Origin of the sequence: Pseudomonas frederiksbergensis, from assembly GCF_000802155.2 — a bacterium.
Taxonomy (GTDB): Bacteria; Pseudomonadota; Gammaproteobacteria; order Pseudomonadales; family Pseudomonadaceae; genus Aquipseudomonas; species Aquipseudomonas frederiksbergensis_A.
This window is the reverse complement of the sequence record NZ_JQGJ02000008.1, coordinates 80,138-98,908: the sequence shown is the minus strand read 5'-3', so window position 1 is coordinate 98,908 and position 18,771 is coordinate 80,138. Positions and strand designations below refer to the sequence as shown.

Sequence of the window (18,771 nt, the reverse complement as noted above, 5' to 3'; positions counted from 1 at the left end):
TTTATTCCTTCCGCTTAATCAGCTCGCCACGGGCCGCTTTCTGGGTTTCCGTGAGGATGCCGCGCAATATATTCATTTCCGCCCGGCTCACCGAGCTTCGTCCGTACAACCGACGCAGGCGCGCCATCAAGTGCCGAGGCTTTTCCGGGTCGAGGAATTCGATGTCCACCAGGGTCTGTTCCAGGTGTTCATAGAATCGCTCCAGTTCATCCATGGTCGCCAGTGTCTCACTGCGCGGCGACGTTGCCTCGAACTTTTCAACCTTGCTGGGCTGGCCTTCGGCTTGCAGCCAGGCCATGCGCACTTCGTAGCTCAACACCTGCACCGCCGCCCCGAGGTTCAGCGAGCTGAATCCGGGGTCGGAAGGGATATGCACGTGATAATGACATCGCTGCAGCTCTTCATTGGTAAGGCCGGAATCTTCACGGCCGAACACCAGGGCGATCTGCACGCCCTGCCCGGCTTCCTCGATGACTTTGGTGCCGCATTCGCGGGGATCGAGCAGCGGCCAGGGGATACGACGATCGCGAGCACTGGTGCCGAGCACCAGGTTGCATCCCACCAGGGCGTCTTCCAACGTGGCGACTACTTCGGCATTGGCCAGGATGTCATTGGCGCCGGATGCCCGGGCATCGGCTTCGTGATGAGGAAACGAACGGGGCTCGACCAGCACCAGCCGCGACAGGCCCATGTTCTTCATGGCCCGCGCAGCTCCGCCGATGTTTCCCGGATGGCTGGTATTGACCAGGACGACACGAATGTTCTGCAACAAGGGAGGCGCTCTCGAACACTTAAAAGGGAGCAAATCTTACCTAAGCACCTACCGTTAAGCTATGAAAGCGAACACCAACCTTCTCCTGAGAAAACTTTCTGATAGAATGCGCGGCTTTCTTTAACAACCTTAGGTGACACATCCATGCAGCCCATGCTGAATATCGCGCTGCGCGCCGCCCGCAGCGCCAGTGAACTGATCTTCCGCTCCATCGAGCGCCTGGATACCATCAAGGTCGATGAAAAAGACGCCAAGGACTACGTGTCCGAGGTGGATCGCGCCGCCGAACAGAAAATCGTCGACGCCCTGCGCAAGGCTTACCCTAACCACTCGATCCGCGGCGAAGAGACTGGCATGCACGCCGGTACCGGCATCGAAGGAGAAGAGTACCTGTGGATCATCGATCCGCTGGACGGCACCACCAACTTCCTGCGTGGCATTCCTCACTTCGCGGTCAGCATCGCCTGCAAATACCGCGGCCGACTGGAGCACGCCGTCGTGCTGGACCCGGTTCGCCAGGAAGAATTCACCGCCAGCCGTGGCCGTGGCGCCCAGTTGAATGGTCGTCGCCTGCGCGTCAGCGGCCGCACCAGCCTGGACGGCGCCTTGCTGGGTACCGGTTTCCCGTTCCGTGACGACCAGATGGACAACCTGGACAACTACCTGGGCATGTTCCGCGCCCTGGTCGGCCAGACCGCCGGCATCCGCCGCGCCGGTGCTGCCAGCCTGGACCTGGCCTACGTGGCCGCTGGCCGTTTCGATGCATTCTGGGAGTCGGGCCTGTCCGAGTGGGACATGGCTGCGGGCGCACTTCTGATCCAGGAAGCCGGCGGTTTGGTGAGCGACTTCACCGGTGGCCACGACTTCCTTGAAAAAGGCCACATCGTTGCCGGCAACACCAAATGCTTCAAGGCTGTGCTCACCGCCATCCAGCCGCACCTGCCGGCTTCGCTGAAGCGCTAAGCAGCTCGGCTACAGAAAAAGCACCTTTCGGGGTGCTTTTTTTATGCTGTTGAAATCACTCAGTTCAGATATGAACACTCCGTGGCAAGGGAGCTTGCTCCCGCACGGCCGGGCTGGCGCTCCAGTGCGCAGCGACCGCTTTCGCGAGCAGGCTCGCTCACACAGCGGATTTGGGTGGGGTATAAAACGCGGGCGTAAAAAAGCACCCCGAAGGGTGCTTCTTGTACATTTTCCAATTACTGGGCCGGTTCGTTCTGGCCAAGGATCAGTTGGCCTTCCTTGCTCACCGGAATCTGGTTGCCCGGGTCGCGGTCCATGCGGACTTTGCCTTCCTTGCCATCGAGCATGTAGCGGACGTCGTAGCCTACAACCTTGTCGCTGATGTCATTGACCGTGTTGCAGCGAGTTTGGGTGGTGGTGTAGGTGTCACGTTCCTGCATGCCTTCCTGGATCTTGTTACCGGCATAACCACCACCGGCCGCACCCGCCACAGTGGCGATTTTCTTGCCGGTGCCGCCACCGATCTGGTTGCCCAACAGGCCACCGGCCACGGCGCCGAGCACGGTGCCGGCGATCTGGTGTTGGTCCTGGACTGGCTTCTGCCGAGTTACGGTGACGTCCTTGCACACTTCACGCGGAGTCTTGATCTGGGTCTTGACCGGTTCCACGGCCAATACTTGCGCATACTCAGGGCCACTTTTTACCAAGCTGTAGGTGGCGACCGCACCACCGGCTGTTACACCGACAGCACCCAATACCGCACCAACCAGCATCGATTTGTTCACTTGAACCTCCTGACCATCACAAGCGGATTAATCCGCGCTTCTCCCAGCCTTGGAGCACAAAAAAAGGCGCGAGTTCAACTCGCGCCTTTTCAGCGGTGACGGACGGAAAACCGAGCCTTACGGGCGGTCGTCCACCTCGGTGTCAGTGGCCGCTGGAGGAATCAGATCCTCGGTGCTCAGGTTCAGCCAGATCAACACCACGTTGGCGATATAGATCGACGAGTAAGTACCCGCCATCACACCAATGAACAACGCGATGGAGAAACCGAACAGGTTGTCGCCGCCGAAGAACAGCAGCGCAGCAATTGCCAGCAAGGTGGAAATCGACGTCGCCATGGTCCGCAGCAGGGTCTGGGTGGTCGAGATATTGATGTTCTCGATCAAGGACGCCTTGCGCAGCACACGGAAGTTCTCACGCACCCGGTCGAACACCACGATGGTGTCGTTGAGCGAGTAACCGATGATCGCCAACACCGCCGCCAGCACCGTCAGGTCGAAGGTGATCTGGAAGAACGACAGGATGCCCACGGTGACGATCACGTCATGAATCAGCGAGACGATGGCGCCCACCGCGAACTTCCACTGGAAGCGGAAAGCCAGGTAGAGCATCACGCCGCCCAGCGCCAACAGCATGCCGAGGCCGCCCTGGTCGCGCAACTCTTCACCCACCTGCGGGCCGACGAACTCGACGCGCTTGACCTGGGCCGGGTTGTCGCCGCCGGCCTTCTGCAAGGCCTCGGCGACCTGATGGCCCAACTGCGGGTCTTCACCCGGCATGCGCACCAGCAAATCGGTGGTGGCGCCAAAGCTCTGCACGACGGCATCGCTGTAGCCCGAGCTCGCCAGTTGCTCACGCACCTTGGTGACGTCGGCCGGACGCTCGTAGGTCAGCTCGATGAGCGTACCGCCGGTGAAGTCCAGGCCGTAGTTCAGGCCCTTGGTGGCCCAGCTGAACAACGCCAGGGCCGTGAGGAACAATGTGACGCCGAACGCAATGTTGCGAACGCCCATGAAGTTGATTGTACGTAACATGGCAGCCCCTTAAATCCACAACTTCTTGACGTCACGACCACCATAAATCAGGTTGACCATTGCACGGGTCACCATGATGGCTGTGAACATCGAGGTAAAGATCCCGAGGGACATGGTCACTGCAAAGCCCTTGACCGGGCCGGTGCCCATGGCAAAGAGAATCCCGCCGACCAGCAACGTGGTCAGGTTGGAGTCGATAATCGCAGTGAATGCGCGGCCGAAGCCTTCGTTGATTGCCCGCTGGACCGACATGCCCGCGGCGATCTCTTCACGTATCCGCGAGAAGATCAGCACGTTGGCGTCCACCGCCATACCCATGGTCAAGACAATACCGGCGATACCCGGCAGGGTCAGCGTCGCGCCCAGCAAGGACATCAAGGCCAGCAGCAGCACCATGTTCACCGCCAGCGCAACCGTGGCGATCAAGCCGAAGAAGCGGTAGATGGCGATGATGAACAGCGACACGAACAACATGCCCCACAGGGATGCGTCGATGCCCTTGGTGATGTTGTCGGCACCCAGGCTCGGACCGATGGTGCGTTCTTCAGCGAAGTACATCGGCGCGGCCAGGCCACCGGCACGCAGCAAAAGCGCCAGCTCCGAGGACTCGCCCTGGCCGTTCAGGCCGGTGATGCGGAACTGGCTGCCCAGTGGCGACTGGATAGTCGCCAGGCTGATGATCTTCTTCTCTTCCTTGAAGGTCTGGACCGGTACGTCTTTCTCGACGCCGTTGACCACTTGCTTGGTGTAGGTGGTGGTCGGCTTCTGCTCGATGAAAATCACCGCCATGCTGCGACCGACGTTGCTGCGCGTAGCGCGGCTCATCAGTTCGCCGCCGTGGCCGTCGAGACGAATGTTCACCTGCGGACGACCCTGCTCGTCGAAGCCCGCCTGGGCGTCGGTCACCTGGTCACCGGTGATGATCAGGCCGCGCTCGATCTGCGCCGCCGGACGACCGCCCTCACGGAACTCGAAGCTCTCGGACGTGGCCTTGGACGCACCCGGCTCAGCGGCCAGGCGGAATTCCAGATTGGCAGTCTTGCCGAGGATACGCTTGGCTTCGGCAGTGTCCTGCACGCCTGGCAGTTCAACCACGATGCGGTTGGCGCCCTGGCGCTGCACGATCGGCTCGGCCACACCCAGCTCGTTGACGCGGTTACGCACCGTGGTCAAGTTCTGCTTGATGGAGTATTCGCGGATTTCCGCCAGCTTGGCCGGGGTCATCGCCAGACGCAGCACCGGTTGGCCATTGAGGTCGGCCGGTACAATGTCGAAATCGTTGAAGTTCTTGCGGACCAGCGCACGGGCCTGTTCGCGGGCATCTTCATCACTGAAGCCCAGCTGAATGGCACCTTCGAACTGCGGCAGGCTGCGATAGCGCACGCGCTCTTTGCGCAGCAGGCTCTTGACGTCGCCTTCGTAGACTTTCAGGCGTGCGTCGAGGGCTTTTTCCATGTCCACTTCCAGCAGGAAGTGCACACCACCGGACAAGTCCAGGCCCAGCTTCATTGGGTGGGCGCCGAGGTTGCGCAGCCACTGCGGGGTGGTCTGGGCCAGGTTCAGGGCTACTACGTAGTCGTCGCCCAACGCCTTGCGCACCACGTCCTTGGCCGGCAGTTGGTCTTCAGACTTGACCAGGCGCAACAGGCCGCCCTTGCCGTTTTCGGCGATGGACGCAGCCTTGACCTCGATATTGGACGCCTTGAGCGCAGCGCTCGCGCGATCCAGATCGGCCTGGGTGACCTGCAGCGCAGTGCTTGCGCCACTGACCTGAATGGCCGCGTCATCCGGGTAAAGATTGGGAGCGGAATAAATCACACCGACCGCCAGCACCGCCAGGATCAGTAGGTATTTCCACAGAGGGTATTTGTTCAGCATCACGCCGCCCGCTTATGACGCGGGGCGCCTTGCGCGCCCCGTCGATTGAAGAGAAGTTGTTACTTTAGATCGCTTTCAGCGTGCCTTTTGGCAGCGTGGCCGCGATGGCGCCCTTCTGGAACTTCATTTCAACAGTGTCGGAGACTTCCAGTACCACGAAGTCGTCGGACACTTTGGTGATCTTGCCAGCGATGCCGCCGGTGGTGACCACTTCGTCGCCCTTCTGCAGGCTGCTGAGCAGGTTCTTCTGCTCTTTGGCGCGCTTGGCCTGTGGACGCCAGATCATCAGGTAGAAGATGACCAGGAAGCCGACCAGGAAAATCCACTCGAAACCGCCACCCATTGGCGCAGCTGCAGGTGCAGCGGCATCGGCCATGGCGTTAGAGATAAAAAAGCTCATTTAGCACTCCAGTTGCAAGTATTGAATCTAGGGATCGGAAAATTCAGTCCAAAGGCGGAACAGGCAACCCGCGCTTGGCATAGAAGGCCTCGACAAAGGCGGCCAATGTACCCTGTTGGATAGCCTCGCGCAAACCAGCCATAAGCACCTGATAATGGCGCAAATTGTGGATGGTATTGAGCATGCTGCCGAGCATTTCGCCGCACTTGTCCAAATGATGCAGATAAGCGCGGGAGAAGTTCTGGCAGGTATAGCAATCGCACGTCGGATCGAGCGGCGAATCATCATGGCGATGAAACGCGTTACGGATCTTCAGCACACCGGTGTCGATGAACAGATGCCCATTGCGGGCATTACGGGTTGGCATCACGCAATCGAACATGTCCACCCCGCGGCGCACACCCTCAACCAGATCTTCCGGTTTGCCAACGCCCATAAGGTAACGAGGTTTGTCAGCGGGCATTTCGCCCGGCAGGTAATCGAGCACCTTGATCATTTCGTGCTTCGGCTCGCCCACCGACAGGCCACCAATCGCCAGGCCGTCGAAGCCGATCTTGTCCAGGCCTTCCAGCGAACGCATGCGCAGGTCGCGGTGCATACCGCCCTGGACGATGCCGAACAGCGCCGCCGTGTTCTCGCCATGGGCATTCTTCGAACGCTGGGCCCAGCGCAACGACAGCTCCATGGACACCCGCGCCACGTCTTCATCGGCCGGGTACGGCGTGCATTCGTCGAAGATCATCACGATGTCCGAGCCCAGGTCGCGCTGCACCTGCATCGACTCTTCCGGGCCCATGAACACCTTGGAACCGTCCACCGGCGAGGCGAAGGTCACGCCCTCTTCCTTGATCTTGCGCATGGCACCGAGGCTGAACACCTGGAAGCCGCCGGAGTCGGTCAGGATCGGGCCTTTCCATTGCATGAAATCGTGCAGGTCGCCGTGGGCCTTGATCACTTCCATGCCCGGGCGCAGCCACAGGTGGAAGGTGTTGCCGAGGATGATTTCCGCGCCAATCGCCTCGATGTCACGCGGCAACATGCCCTTGACCGTGCCGTAGGTGCCCACCGGCATGAACGCAGGGGTTTCCACGGTTCCGCGGGGGAAGGTCAGGCGTCCGCGACGAGCCTTGCCATCGGTGGCAAGCAACTCGAAGGACATGCGACAGGTGCGACTCATACGGTTTCCTCGGGCCCGCGTGGCGCGGGGTTACGGGTGATGAACATCGCATCACCGTAGCTGAAAAAGCGGTACCCATGCTCGACGGCGGCCTTGTAGGCGGCCATGGCTTCGGGATAACCGGCGAACGCCGAAACCAGCATCAACAGCGTGGATTCGGGCAAATGAAAGTTAGTGACCAGGGCATCGACCACATGGAACGGCCGGCCCGGGTAGATAAAGATGTCGGTGTCGCCACTGAACGGCTTGAGCACGCCATCGCGCGCGGCGCTTTCCAGCGAACGCACGCTGGTGGTCCCCACCGCCACTACTCGACCGCCGCGCGCACGACAGGCCGCCACGGCATCGACGACTTCCTGACTGACTTCCAGCCATTCGCTGTGCATGTGGTGGTCTTCGATGCGATCCACGCGCACCGGCTGGAACGTCCCCGCGCCGACGTGCAGCGTCACGAACGCCGTCTCCACGCCCTTGGCCGCAATCGCCTCCAGCAATGGCTGATCAAAATGCAGCCCCGCCGTCGGCGCCGCCACCGCCCCCAGGCGCTCGGCGTACACGGTCTGATAACGCTCGCGGTCCGAACCTTCGTCCGGGCGGTCTATATAAGGAGGCAACGGCATGTGCCCGACACGGTCGAGCAGCGGCAAAACCTCTTCGGCAAACGCCAGCTCGAACAACGCATCATGGCGCGCCACCATCCGCGCCTCACCGCCGCCGTCGATCAAGATCGACGAACCGGGCTTGGGCGACTTGCTCGACCGCACATGGGCCAGCACCCGATGACTGTCCAGCACCCGCTCCACCAGAATCTCCAGCTTGCCGCCGGAAGCCTTCTGGCCAAACAACCGCGCCGGAATCACCCGGGTATTGTTGAACACCATCAAATCGCCCGGGCGCAAATGCTCGAGCAAATCAGAGAATTGACGGTGAGCCATGGCGCCGCTGACCCCGTCCAGGGTCAACAGTCGACTGGCGCGCCGCTCGGCCAGAGGGTGGCGAGCGATCAGCGAATCCGGGAGTTCGAAGGTAAAGTCAGCAACACGCATGATGGGGTTCGTCTAGCAGGGCCGGAAAGTCTAGCGGAAATATTAAAAATTCACCATGAAACGTGATTGACCAACGGTAGGCACCTCTCTATACTTCGCCGCCATTGAGCCCTGATGGCGGAATTGGTAGACGCGGCGGATTCAAAATCCGTTTTCGAAAGGAGTGGGAGTTCGAGTCTCCCTCGGGGCACCATTTGCAGTACATAGACGACTACCAGCGTCTACGTAACACCCCTAGAGCCCGCTAACTGCGGGCTTTTTGGTCTCTGGGGTTCCACCCCCATCTCTTGCAAGCCAGCCTCTTTTTGGTACATTTTCTGTACATATTCCAGTTCGAGAACCGGAGGTGTACAGCGATGCCATTGACCGCCTTGCAAATCAAAGCGTCCAAGCCTGCCGACAGACCGTTCACGTTGAGTGATAGTTCGGGTCTTGCCTTGCTGGTGAAACCCAACGGCAGCAAGTATTGGCACTTCCGGTACACCTATCAGGGGCGGGCGGCGCGCATGTCACTGGGTGTGTATCCGCATATCTCCTTGCAGGAAGCCCGTGAACGAGCTGCAGAATGCCGCAACCTACTCAAGCAAGGCACCAACCCCGGCGCCAAACGCCGCGATGACAAACTGCGACAGCAGGAGGCCGGGCTCAACACCTTCAGGCGAGCCGCGGAGTACTGGTACCAATTCAAATCGGACTCCGGCCGCAGCAGCGCGACGCTGAAGAAGATCCGCGACTATCTCGATAAGGATCTACTGCCCGCTCTCGGCGAGAAGCAACTGGAGCTCATCACGCGAAGCGACTGCGCAAAACTGCAGGCCTGCATCGAAAAACGAGGCGCCTTCAATGTTGCGGACAAGACCCGGACCTGGCTGAAACAGATTTTCAGTCAAGCCATTGCACGCGGCCTGTGCGAACACAATCCAGCCTCCGAACTCCATGCCATTGCGATAGCCCCACCGCCCACTCAACACTACCCACATCTGCACGAACACGAACTACCTGAATTTCTCCGGGCCTTAAGCAAGACCACCAGCCGGCTACCAGCGAGGATTGCATCATGGATGACAATTCTGACAGCGAGCCGCCCCGGCATGGTTCGCTACGCAAAATGGGAGGAAATCGATTTTGAGGAAGGGATATGGACCATCCCGGCCGCCCGCATGAAGATGCGCAGAGACTACGTCAGCCCTCTACCTCATCAGTTGATCGCCATGCTTACCAAACTGAACCAAAGCACTGGCCGCAGTCGGTATCTATTCCCAGGCAATGGTGAAAAGCAGCCAGTCATCAGTGAAAACACGATCAACCTGGTGTTCGCCAAGATCGGCTATAAAGGACGACTCGTCAGCCATGGCACTCGTCATACCGCAAGCACGCTGCTGCGCGAACATGGCTGGCTGAAGGACCATGTCGAAAGCCAGCTGGCTCACGTCGAGGGCGGCATCTCTGGCGAGTACAATCAAGCCCTATACCTGCCGCAACGTCGGATCATGATGCAGTGGTATGCAGACTATCTCGACGCCCTCAAAGAAGGCATTACAGCCAACCTTCGCGATCAATTTGATACTCGCGTTAATCAGTTCCTCGCACGCCCTTCTGCACCGCCTCTAACAGCATCCCATGCACACAAAGATGATCACCTCCAAAAGTTGCCTATCGAGACAGACTCAACGGCGACTCAGTGATCACGTGACGCCTCACCAATTCGACCCGGTCGACGACAACATCATCGCCTTGCAAAACTACCGTGGCGCATTCCAACACTGGTAAGTCGGTGAGATCTCCACAGCCCAGCCTTCCACGCGGGTCCATCCAAACAGGGCTGCAAAGCCGCCCTGCTTGGATGGACCTCACTTAAAAAATCTAAAGCCCATACAGCTGTCTGTGGAAAACCACTGATTTCCACCGGTGGATAATTTCACCCACCGCCGCAGAACTCCGGATAATTCGAGCCTTGACCCGAATTATCCACAGGCGTAAAAAAGATCGGGCAAAGCGCTGTCGTTGACAGCAACTCAGGTAGCCAGAACCTTTAAGGCTACGCCACACCGTGGTGGTTCTCCCAAAGTGCGATGAGCGTCCGGCGGCTCGCACAGTCACAGCGATGTGATGGATGCCTACTTCTACCAGAGTGCCCACTGCGGCAACTCACACCCCTTCGTAGCTGCCCTGCAGCAACCTATCCGCTTGGCCATTTCATTGCGCCAACCTGCGCCCGTCTCTTTCTTCCGGAAAGAGACGGGCGCTCCTACCGCTGCTGCAGCCCATCTCGTACAAGGCTTTGCGGCATTTCCCCTCGTGACAATCGGCGTGACAAACACCGAAGTCACCAGCAACGGCGATGCAGATGATGGTGCCGCAGCCTACGGAATGGACTGCACCTGACTGACAGTCAGGCATGCCCCGGTCATCGCTTCACTGCCTTCACCTGACTCAGGATCTCGCGGCACTGGTCTCGTCAGCCAGTGCAGCCTCCACCCGCCCACCGGTAACGGTGTTCAGGAGGCCAGATCATGAGATGCCCAAGCTCCCGGTCGTAAAGAGCCGACAGTCCCGCGTTAGTGGACAACCCTCACAGGTCGCAGGGGCCTTGATCCCTGATAACACTCAACATTCTTGGCGGGATGACGTGGGGAAAAGCTTCAACGTTTTGACTTCGAGAGGAGTTTGATCATGGCGCTGGTCGGTAAACGGGATGGGCGCAATTTTGGCTATGGCCGGCAATTGAGCTACGCCGGGCCGCAGGCGTTGAAAGACATGTTCGGCGGTGGGCATTACGGCACGGTCAAGGCGCACAGTGATCGCTGGCAGGCGTTTGTACGCTGGTGTCGGTCGGAGGATGGACCAGGGTTTAACGATGCGCGACAAATTGATCGGCAGACCTTGCTGGACTACGCCGGGTATCTGCGCCAGCAAGTTGAACAAGGTGAGCTCGCTATCGCGACTGCGCAAAACCGATTATCCAGTGTGAATCGGACCATGGCCGCGCTGAGAGGTGATCAGTATGTGAAGGTGTCGAGTCCGAGCAAGGCTTTAGGACTGCAGCGCACAACCGTCCGCACAGCAACCCCGCAAGGCCAGGATCGTGAACAGGTGAAGCGGATCGTCGAGGCGCTCTGCGAATACCAACTGCCGCGCGCGGCTGCCATCGTGCAGCTGGCCCGAGCCACAGGCATGCGCTTACGCGAGGCGATTTTGGCCGACCTTCCGCGCTTGAAACATGAGGCCGAACAATACGGCAAGATCAACATCCAGGACGGTACCAAAGGTGGCCGTTCAGGCGCGTCAGCACCTCGCTGGATCAGGGAGGATGATCATATTCGTGACGCACTGAGGTTTGCCGAAAAGGTCTCGCCCGACGATAGCCGCAACCTGCTTGCACCGAACGAACGCTACCTCGATTTCTTGCAGGGAATCGTCGGCCCCGCACGGGACATCCTCTATAAGAACAACCTCAAAGGCTTCCATGAATTGCGGGCAGCCTATGCATGCGAACGTTATGAGCAAATCACCCATCATCCCGCGCCTATCAACGGTGGCCATTGCTATCAGTTCAACCGACACCTCGATCAGGAGGCCCGAGTACAAATCAGCTATGAGCTGGGGCACGGCCGTATCGGCGTGGTATCGGCTTACATTGGTGGTCGAGCATGAACACGGCATTCGATATGGAGCTGTTCCTGGCGGGCGTCTTGACCGGGTCACACACCACACGCCAACGCCACCTGCGTCAGGCGAAGACTATCCAAACAGCGATCGCTGAGCGCTGGCAATGCGACAATCCATGGACTTGGCAGAGAAAACACCTTGCATGGTTTTTGAATCACCATCTAAACCAGCGCACTGAGTCGACGCGCTATTACTATTTGCTGACCATGCAATTACTCACTCATCGTCTAGGAAAATCCTGGCAGTTCACCCCCTAAGCGAAGGTCAGAAAACGGCCGATTCTGTTGAAAAAGTCGGCCATGGTTTCCACGGTAGAAAAGTACGCGCTTGAGATTGAAATCTTTACTTTGATCAGAGGATTCCGGGCTCAGATTTCGCGTAGCTGCGCGCAAAGAAGGCATTTTCAACAGTCAGTACGCGGGCAGTCTGGAAGGACCGACTTTTTCAACACAATCGGCCAAAAGCGGACACTCCCGCGAGTCACCGTAGCGTGGCACGCTAAGCTGAAGTAGCATTGAGCTATCAACGCACCGCGATGATTTTAAAAAATGCTACTACGAAATGGCACCAAGCGTTAAATATTACAATCAACTTATGTGGCGAAAAAGTGGGGCGTGGAATGTATATAAATATCGATTGGCTACTAAATGGAATTGAAGTTTTTGCCCTATTAATTATAGGATTAGGAGTTCTACACCTATCGACACTAAAAAAGAAAGAGCAGCTGCGCGAGAAAAAAATTTATGCCTCGTCATTTATAAAGTCTTGGAATGGCCCCGAATTGCTAAAGAGCAATAGGGTAGTTCTGCTTTCTGATAGAAATTGGAAAGAGCTAAACTATGCGGGGCTAGAAAAGCTCATAAAAGAGGATCAAGAAGAATACTTCAAAGCAATAACGCTTCTTAATTTTTTTGAGGAGATTGCTCAAGCCATAGAATTCAGCTTGGCAGATGAGTATTATTTAAGGCGTTACTTTTTAGCGACAGTAATTTCTACGCACTCTACTTTTGATCGTTTCATTGAGAACCTTCGAGAGCGAACAGGATCACCTTCCCTTTTTACATCATTTGAAAAAATGGCTTATCGCTGGCGGAACACTCCGTCATCCCTACGTTAAGGAAGACACAATATGAGCGGCGCTCCTATAGTCCCCGACAATGTAGAAGGCAATCGGGTTTCCGTTTCTCAACAAGTTATTAGAACTATCGACTGCCCAAACTCTGACTGCAATCAAACCCTAAATATTACCGAGCTTAGTGCTGGAGCGAAAATAAAGTGCCCGAGCTGCAAGAATTACACTTGGGCTCCTGAATATAAATCTCGCTGGTGGCAGAAACTTAGAAATTTTAGTGTAGCCATTGTAGTTAGCTTTGTTGTCGGGATACTTTCCTCGCTAGCTGCACCAACTGTGTCTGACTTCTTCGGGCGCATTAAAATAGTAGACTCAAAGGAAAATAAAGAAAGCACCAAAAATCATGGCGAGTCAGTAAAATGAACGCAGTTGTATTTATAATAAAATTTTGAATAATGGTGAAAAACAAATTCATTTTACTTATCTGCTTTGGGCGTCTCTTGGGTGCGAAACTTTCATAAGGGGGCGCCAAGTCAGTCACATGGGTACGGACATTATGATAACGGGTTCAGGCTCAAGTGCAATTATGTACTATGGCGCGGAAGTTTTCGGAGATAGGTGATCGTGATTTTACAATTGATGACGTGCGTCAGCGGTGTTGCCTACTTGATAACTACCATAGCATGCAGGCTGCTTTTCTGCCGACCGATATAATTACAATACTGAAGGCTAGGCAGGGAAACACCTAAGCTGTTTCGAGAGGCGTGACACTCAGAAACACCTTACAGGCATCACCTCATTTAGAATTATACCCTCATGATCGGCAGCTATTGGCCGGATTCAGGCCCAACGTCACCCTTCCTCCGAAATGCTGTCGACCGAATTACGCAGGCCTGATAGGCTCGCAATGCAATCAATCCTTGGTCGCCGTCTCCGGTGACTCCGATAATTCGTTGAGTATGCGGAGGTCATCGTCCAGGCCGCCGCTGAGATCGCGTCCCAGCCATGAAATCGCTCTTACCAAGATTGTATTGGGGGAAACTCCAATTAGATAGGCTTGGCTTCAACTCCCCTTCGATCCACTATCGTTGTTGTGGATGACGTCATTACGCGAGGTGTAAGCTTCGCCGTCGCGAAAAGACTTCTATCTCGGTCGCCAAGAGCCGATGAAGTCGATGGGATTTTTTCTCGCAAAAACTGCACACCCTCCGATAGAATGGCCAGACGAAAGTTAGCTGGCGCGCTGTAACTACCAAGAAATCAAAAATTAACTATTGGAAAAAATACATGCAAGATGCACGCGGTCGAAAATTGAAAAAACTTCTTAAGGGTAATGAAGCAAAAAAAGTTATAGACTTTTACTCCTCCGGCTTTTCAGATTATCTCGCCGCTCGCGTATTGATAAACGCCGCCTTACTTCCTCAGGGCGCAGTGTTAGCATCTACAGCACTTGAAAAATACTTAAAAGGAGTCATGGCTGTAAATGGAAATGAGAGCCATGGACATCTAAAAAAAGCTCACTGGGAGTCTCTCAAAAATTACTCCAAGGATCTCTATAACGCATGCAACGTAGATTTTCTAAAGTTGTGTCAAAAATCTTATCAACTGCGATATCTTGATGATCTCCCCAACGGATACAATCTAGTAATAGCCCAGTTAGAATTTTTATCCGAGTTAGATAGGTCCGTCGAAAATTTCGAGTCAATCGTAGCAGAGGGCGAGTGCCCTAGAATGTATGAAGCTTTCAAGCACTTTAAAAAACCCGAGTTATTTCTTAACAACTCAATACTTGGCGGACCAAAATCCCCCTCATCACAAAGCAACTATCAACACATATACGAAGTTCGATCTAATGGGCCGGCACTTGTAGAAGTCCGTTACGAATCAAACGGTGCGGAAATACGATCAGGCTTTTTGCGAGAAGGTTTGGTGAAAAATGATCAATTGAGTTTTGCAACAGCGTTTCCCATGCCTACTGATGCTAACAAGCCTTCGAATGGGTTGTCATATTAAGCAATCACTCGGACAACTCTCTCACATAGGCCTGACAAGCCTGCAGCGCGATCAATCCTTGGTCTCTGGTATCGCTGATCGCGACAATTCGTTGAGCATGCGCTGGGGCAAGTCGGGCGCACGCTCCTCCATAAACCACCCCGACGGCGCCAGTACCGGCGGGCACTGAACAGCCGCCGGTTGAATCCCTGAGGTAGAACGGGACTGACAACCTTCCTAGTCAGCTTTGGGTCGATTTCAGCCGGTAGCGGAAGGCAAAAATCGGCCAAAAGCAGCCATCAACCGTCACCTTCCTAAAGGCGCGATTGTCTAAATGGCCTCACGCCCAGCCGGCGTGGAGGGCAGAAACTTCACGCTAGGCATGTAAATCGAACATTTGATGTCATTCATTGGTTCGGGCCGCTTCCATTAATGGATGTCGAACAAGTATTTACAGTAGTCCCACACAGCACCGGAGAAAATCGCACCTATGGCCACCGTGAAAAGGGTGGCCGTCCTGCGGCCCAAACTACTGATAAGAGAAGCCGGTCTCCATGTAACTAAATTTTGATTGGCGTGAGTCAGATGCGGCGACCACAGCATGGCAGCGATTACAGGAATCACGCCGAGCCCTATTGCAGTGATCGAAGGTAGAGAGATGGAGTTGCTCCAGTACTTTACAATGAGGGCATAGGCGGTGATAGAAACAATCAAAAACAACACGCTAGGGCAGACAATCACCTTCAAAATATAGACGAGGCGATCATAGCTTTTTCTGATTTGGCCCTCGGCGGTCGCCGTTTCATTCAGCTGGGTCTCGGTGGCCAACCGAATCCTTCTCTCGGACTCAAGCTCTGAGCTGACGCCATTTAGGTTACCGGATACGGCTTCCAGATCACGCGCCACAGCCAAGCGGTTTTGTTTTTCCTCCTCTAGCTTGTTTCCGGCAGCTTTCAAATCTTCTGATACCACACCGAGATCATGCACCGCCGTGTTATGCAGAGCGATTAGCTCCTCCTTGACGAGTTCAAATACTTCCTCATTCGAAGCACTTGCGCTTCGGAGGCGAGTGCGTAACGCCTGGTTCGTCAGCAGGACGTTTATTGTCGTTTCGGTAAAGTCTCCCACATCCTCAAATCGGGATATGGATTCCAGAATCTTGACGGTGACCTTTTCGTCCTCAGCGTCGAATGATTGAAAGTAGAGAGACAGTCTCAAGCTGTCGACCAAGACGACATCCAGCTCAGCGCTTCTGGGGATCCAAAATTGTATAAGTTGGATCAGGCTACTGGGATGAAGTACCAAAGGCAGGCCACTACCTTTAGCCGAGCGTTTTTGTCGATCAAAATTAATCAAACGCCAATCTATAGTAACCGCCCAGTATTCGACGTCGAAAGGCGAATGATCGTTCTCCGAACGCCGATCCTTGACCGCGTGCCACAGAACAGAGTCATGAAGTAGAGTCTCGTAACCCTTGCGCTTGGCCTCAGGCAGCTCCACCTCCTCACGACCCATCTCAGTGAGAACGTCATCAATAACATCCTGCCTGACATTGTACCTGGCAGGGCTTGCGTCCAATATTTTGATGCCCTTCCCTTCAAGAACAGACCGCATGTCCTCTACGTAGGGTCGAAAGAATACTTCCGCACTCAGGCCCGGCGTCTTCGAAGCGGCATCAAAGAATTTCTTTGCAATGCTGGGAAGAGGTTGGGTCAAGGCGGACCGTGACATAGCTCTGGATGTACGTATTCGTTCAACCATTCGAATTTGACTGGTCAAAACCCGTTGTGCCTCGTCCAGCGTACTGGGTAGGACGTAAAGCACTATTTCAAAATTCTTACCCGTACGTTCCGTGATCTCAACCAGAGAAAGCGCCGAATCGTCCCCAGGGTTATCGTGTAGCTTCAGGATGGAGAAAAGAAAATTGGTATCAAGCACCACTTTAACTGTGCGCTTCTTTCGTTGACCTTCAATAGCTTTCAATGTGGTGGCATTGAGCTGAGAAGCCTCAGCAAAGAAGTGAGCCCTCATAAGGCGCAGTACATGGCTTCGACACGCTTCATTTGCTGGAGCAAAAAAAATGGACAGCGTATGCCGTAGTCCTTCCTGACAGGTTTGGGAGTACTTTGCGAGAAACGGATCAAGCCAGTCGACGTCTCGTTCGAGCTGGCCATCTACAAGGAGATGGAACAAGTTGGCACCAGAGACCTGGACCGTGCGCTGAAGGCACTTTGTGAACTCACCGTAAACGTGTTCCGCGTCGAGCCTAGGGCAGAACTTCGTACAGTTGACCACAAATACTTCTTGGCAGGTTTTTGCCTCCTTTATTGCAATCTCTCTGGCCGCTGCAAGCTCTGCTCGCTTGGCTTCAGTGAGTTTGTATTTCTTGGCTATAACCGAGACCGCACCCTGTGAAGACAGAGTATCCAGCTGCGCCAGAAGCAATTCCTCAACAACATTGGTGCAAAGATCATCTCTCAGCTTCAGCTGGAGTTCGCCTAAGCTCACCGGTTTGCTAAGTTGCCACAAAGCACTTTGTACGACCTGGCCCAAGGCTTTTTTCCACCACCCTGACTCGTTCAGTTCAACGTGGTGTATTAGGGAAACAGTCTCAGCAGACAGCGGTTTCGTAATCATTGACCTTCCTTTCTTCGCCTGCAAAACACTTCCTTAAATTGACGTCAAAAAATCATACGAGTGCTAGAGAAGCACAGTCTAGAGCGATGTAATCTTGATACGCTACTATTTTGCCATACGCACCACAAGCTCAATGTACGGGCGTAGAACCGAGCTTAAAAATTGAACAAATTAATCAGGAACAAACCAAGATATTGGTACTGCTGACCGGCCGCTTCGGGTCGACTGCGGCCCTTAGTGACTGGCAGCAATCAACTGTGGATGCACCATCCTCCCGGCGTCCTTCCGACCATGCGCAACTCCCTACCGAGGTCAGTAATCCCCCTGCTACGCTGAAAATTTCACGGAGGATTGCACAATGCCAAACTCAGACTTACTCCCTTCCCTGCTATTTAAGATCAACGAAAACCAGCTCGCCCTGGAGGCCGCCATCATGGAGCTTTCGAACTGGGTAGAGATGCGCGGATCGGCGGACGTCGCCGACAATGTTCGGGGCGCCCTGGACACGATCGATCGAAACGAGGAGTTCATCAAGATAACGCTTGCTGTACTCATGACGCCCGACTAATCGCGAAAGTTCGCCATGTGTCGGTTCGGCATTTTTTGGTAGACCAGGGAGTCTATCCGTAACCAGTTTTTTGTAGATATCATTCACAGCTCGTCGGAAATTGGATGGAGAAATCCAATCAAGCTTCCATCCACACCAGTCCTTACTGGAGGCAGGTAGGATGTACACTTCACGGTACAACGTGGAAGTGTACACATGCAAAAAACTATGTTAATTATACAGTTATGCTATTATTCGAGTCTCCCTCGGACACAAAAAAGGTCTTGCCAAGCAAGACCTTTTTTCAATTCAGTGTCAGAGCTTAGCCCTGCCGCGCTACCTCACCTCAACAATATCCAAAGCCCGATTCGCCAACAGCTCACTCACCTCAATCACCTGCAAAATCCCCAACGCCACATGCCGCCTTGCCCCCTCCAGGTCAAACGCCAAATCACTGATCATGGCATTCGCCGAAGCCAGATTCTCACTGAGATTCGCCAACAAACACTCAGAGTCCACCCCCGGATCAATCCGGAGAATGGAATCGGTCTTGTCAGAAGTTTCGCCCTTAGGCTTGGGTTTCAGATAAAAATCCAACGCTCGCGTTGCAGCGTCATCGATTTTCTTGTTGCGGGCAGACTGAGCACGGGAGACGTGTTCGTTCGCGTCGGGAGGATTCGGAGTAACTTTCGCCATCGTCTTGCTTCCTGTAGTTGGAGCCATCACCCGCTCGCGACTAAACGATGGGAGGCAGCTGTACGCAGGTTAGTCGACCGGGGAAACAAGAAACCGGCGCGTCCG

18 protein-coding genes, 1 tRNA gene and 1 pseudogene are annotated in these 18,771 nt (G+C 55.2%); 10 read left to right on the top strand and 10 right to left on the bottom strand.

All coding sequences use genetic code 11. The annotated features are described in order from the left end of the window. Position 1 precedes the first annotated feature (1 nt). On the bottom strand, positions 2-772 hold the full coding sequence (gene trmJ, locus JZ00_RS16580) for a tRNA (cytosine(32)/uridine(32)-2'-O)-methyltransferase TrmJ (protein WP_039592126.1): 771 nt from the start codon (positions 770-772) through the stop codon (positions 2-4). A 144-nt stretch (positions 773-916) separates the two neighbouring features. Here trmJ and suhB point away from each other — a divergent pair, with 144 nt between their 5' ends. Then, a complete protein-coding gene (gene suhB / locus JZ00_RS16575) occupies positions 917-1,735 on the top strand; it encodes a type III secretion system regulator SuhB (protein ID WP_039592127.1) in 819 nt (272 codons plus the stop codon). A gap of 236 nt (positions 1,736-1,971) precedes the next feature. Here the strand turns inward: suhB and JZ00_RS16570 are convergent, their stop codons facing one another. From JZ00_RS16570 to queA, 6 genes are all read right to left on the bottom strand, one after another. Further along, entirely contained in the window at positions 1,972-2,520 is a 549-nt protein-coding gene (locus JZ00_RS16570) for a glycine zipper 2TM domain-containing protein (RefSeq protein ID WP_014336691.1), read from the bottom strand. A 117-nt stretch (positions 2,521-2,637) separates the two neighbouring features. Beyond that, a complete protein-coding gene (gene secF, locus JZ00_RS16565; protein WP_039592129.1) occupies positions 2,638-3,552 on the bottom strand; it encodes a protein translocase subunit SecF in 915 nt (304 codons plus the stop codon). Between the two features lie 9 nt (positions 3,553-3,561). Next, entirely contained in the window at positions 3,562-5,430 is a 1,869-nt protein-coding gene (gene secD, locus JZ00_RS16560) for a protein translocase subunit SecD (RefSeq protein ID WP_039592130.1), read from the bottom strand. Between the two features lie 64 nt (positions 5,431-5,494). Then, positions 5,495-5,830: a preprotein translocase subunit YajC gene (yajC, locus tag JZ00_RS16555; RefSeq protein ID WP_039592131.1), complete on the bottom strand. Its 336-nt coding sequence runs from the start codon at positions 5,828-5,830 to the stop codon at positions 5,495-5,497. A 43-nt stretch (positions 5,831-5,873) separates the two neighbouring features. Next, complete coding sequence (gene tgt, locus JZ00_RS16550; RefSeq protein WP_161951757.1) at positions 5,874-6,989, bottom strand: tRNA guanosine(34) transglycosylase Tgt; 1,116 nt, start codon at positions 6,987-6,989, stop codon at positions 5,874-5,876. Between the two features lie 14 nt (positions 6,990-7,003). Further along, positions 7,004-8,053: a tRNA preQ1(34) S-adenosylmethionine ribosyltransferase-isomerase QueA gene (gene queA, locus JZ00_RS16545; protein ID WP_039592132.1), complete on the bottom strand. Its 1,050-nt coding sequence runs from the start codon at positions 8,051-8,053 to the stop codon at positions 7,004-7,006. Between the two features lie 108 nt (positions 8,054-8,161). On the opposite strand from queA, the gene JZ00_RS16540 reads away from it, so the two are divergent. The 8 genes from JZ00_RS16540 (at position 8,162) to JZ00_RS30900 (ending at position 14,807) form a co-directional block, all read left to right on the top strand. Continuing rightward, a tRNA-Leu gene (locus tag JZ00_RS16540) sits at positions 8,162-8,246 on the top strand. 163 nt (positions 8,247-8,409) lie between these two features. Continuing rightward, complete coding sequence (locus JZ00_RS16535; protein ID WP_027605406.1) at positions 8,410-9,738, top strand: tyrosine-type recombinase/integrase; 1,329 nt, start codon at positions 8,410-8,412, stop codon at positions 9,736-9,738. 424 nt (positions 9,739-10,162) lie between these two features. Further along, on the top strand, positions 10,163-10,438 hold the full coding sequence (locus JZ00_RS16530; protein ID WP_039592136.1) for a hypothetical protein: 276 nt from the start codon (positions 10,163-10,165) through the stop codon (positions 10,436-10,438). Positions 10,439-10,726: 288 nt separating this feature from the next. Then, positions 10,727-11,707 carry an integrase domain-containing protein gene (locus tag JZ00_RS16525; RefSeq protein ID WP_039592137.1) on the top strand — a complete coding sequence of 327 codons (981 nt, stop codon included), beginning with the start codon at positions 10,727-10,729 and terminating at the stop codon, positions 11,705-11,707. Next, entirely contained in the window at positions 11,704-11,979 is a 276-nt protein-coding gene (locus JZ00_RS16520) for a hypothetical protein (RefSeq protein ID WP_039592138.1), read from the top strand. The genes JZ00_RS16525 and JZ00_RS16520 overlap by 4 nt, the downstream gene beginning before the upstream one ends. Before the next feature lie 257 nt (positions 11,980-12,236). Next, a complete protein-coding gene (locus JZ00_RS30225; protein WP_152668444.1) occupies positions 12,237-12,839 on the top strand; it encodes a DUF4760 domain-containing protein in 603 nt (200 codons plus the stop codon). A gap of 12 nt (positions 12,840-12,851) precedes the next feature. Further along, on the top strand, positions 12,852-13,217 hold the full coding sequence (locus JZ00_RS30905; RefSeq protein ID WP_152668443.1) for a hypothetical protein: 366 nt from the start codon (positions 12,852-12,854) through the stop codon (positions 13,215-13,217). Between the two features lie 864 nt (positions 13,218-14,081). Beyond that, complete coding sequence (locus JZ00_RS30900) at positions 14,082-14,807, top strand: hypothetical protein (protein WP_152668442.1); 726 nt, start codon at positions 14,082-14,084, stop codon at positions 14,805-14,807. A gap of 4 nt (positions 14,808-14,811) precedes the next feature. Here JZ00_RS30900 and JZ00_RS31515 read toward each other — a convergent pair. Together JZ00_RS31515 and JZ00_RS16515 are read right to left on the bottom strand one after the other, a co-directional pair. Next, positions 14,812-15,021 (bottom strand): annotated as a pseudogene (locus tag JZ00_RS31515) (lysis protein); the annotation flags it as partial. Between the two features lie 194 nt (positions 15,022-15,215). After that, positions 15,216-17,423, bottom strand: coding sequence for a hypothetical protein (locus JZ00_RS16515; RefSeq protein ID WP_039592139.1), 2,208 nt, complete (start codon positions 17,421-17,423; stop codon positions 15,216-15,218). A 358-nt stretch (positions 17,424-17,781) separates the two neighbouring features. Between JZ00_RS16515 and JZ00_RS16510 the strand changes: the two genes are divergently transcribed. Next, positions 17,782-17,991, top strand: a complete 210-nt coding sequence (locus tag JZ00_RS16510) for a hypothetical protein (protein WP_027605401.1) — start codon at positions 17,782-17,784, stop codon at positions 17,989-17,991. Between the two features lie 315 nt (positions 17,992-18,306). On the opposite strand, the gene JZ00_RS16505 is transcribed toward JZ00_RS16510, so the two are convergent. Then, positions 18,307-18,666 carry a DUF6124 family protein gene (locus JZ00_RS16505; protein ID WP_039592140.1) on the bottom strand — a complete coding sequence of 120 codons (360 nt, stop codon included), beginning with the start codon at positions 18,664-18,666 and terminating at the stop codon, positions 18,307-18,309. Between the last annotated feature and the right edge of the window lie 105 nt (positions 18,667-18,771).

Coding starts and splice junctions, on each gene's coding strand:
- suhB (WP_039592127.1), top strand. CDS start 917: ATGCAGCCCATGCTGAATATCGCGCTGCGCGCCGCCCGCAGCGCCAGT.
- secF (WP_039592129.1), bottom strand. CDS start 3,552: ATGTTACGTACAATCAACTTCATGGGCGTTCGCAACATTGCGTTCGGC.
- secD (WP_039592130.1), bottom strand. CDS start 5,430: ATGCTGAACAAATACCCTCTGTGGAAATACCTACTGATCCTGGCGGTG.
- yajC (WP_039592131.1), bottom strand. CDS start 5,830: ATGAGCTTTTTTATCTCTAACGCCATGGCCGATGCCGCTGCACCTGCA.
- tgt (WP_161951757.1), bottom strand. CDS start 6,989: ATGTCCTTCGAGTTGCTTGCCACCGATGGCAAGGCTCGTCGCGGACGC.
- queA (WP_039592132.1), bottom strand. CDS start 8,053: ATGCGTGTTGCTGACTTTACCTTCGAACTCCCGGATTCGCTGATCGCT.
- JZ00_RS16535 (WP_027605406.1), top strand. CDS start 8,410: ATGCCATTGACCGCCTTGCAAATCAAAGCGTCCAAGCCTGCCGACAGA.
- JZ00_RS16530 (WP_039592136.1), top strand. CDS start 10,163: ATGGATGCCTACTTCTACCAGAGTGCCCACTGCGGCAACTCACACCCC.
- JZ00_RS16525 (WP_039592137.1), top strand. CDS start 10,727: ATGGCGCTGGTCGGTAAACGGGATGGGCGCAATTTTGGCTATGGCCGG.
- JZ00_RS16520 (WP_039592138.1), top strand. CDS start 11,704: ATGAACACGGCATTCGATATGGAGCTGTTCCTGGCGGGCGTCTTGACC.
- JZ00_RS30905 (WP_152668443.1), top strand. CDS start 12,852: ATGAGCGGCGCTCCTATAGTCCCCGACAATGTAGAAGGCAATCGGGTT.
- JZ00_RS30900 (WP_152668442.1), top strand. CDS start 14,082: ATGCAAGATGCACGCGGTCGAAAATTGAAAAAACTTCTTAAGGGTAAT.
- JZ00_RS16515 (WP_039592139.1), bottom strand. CDS start 17,423: ATGATTACGAAACCGCTGTCTGCTGAGACTGTTTCCCTAATACACCAC.
- JZ00_RS16510 (WP_027605401.1), top strand. CDS start 17,782: ATGCCAAACTCAGACTTACTCCCTTCCCTGCTATTTAAGATCAACGAA.
- JZ00_RS16505 (WP_039592140.1), bottom strand. CDS start 18,666: ATGGCGAAAGTTACTCCGAATCCTCCCGACGCGAACGAACACGTCTCC.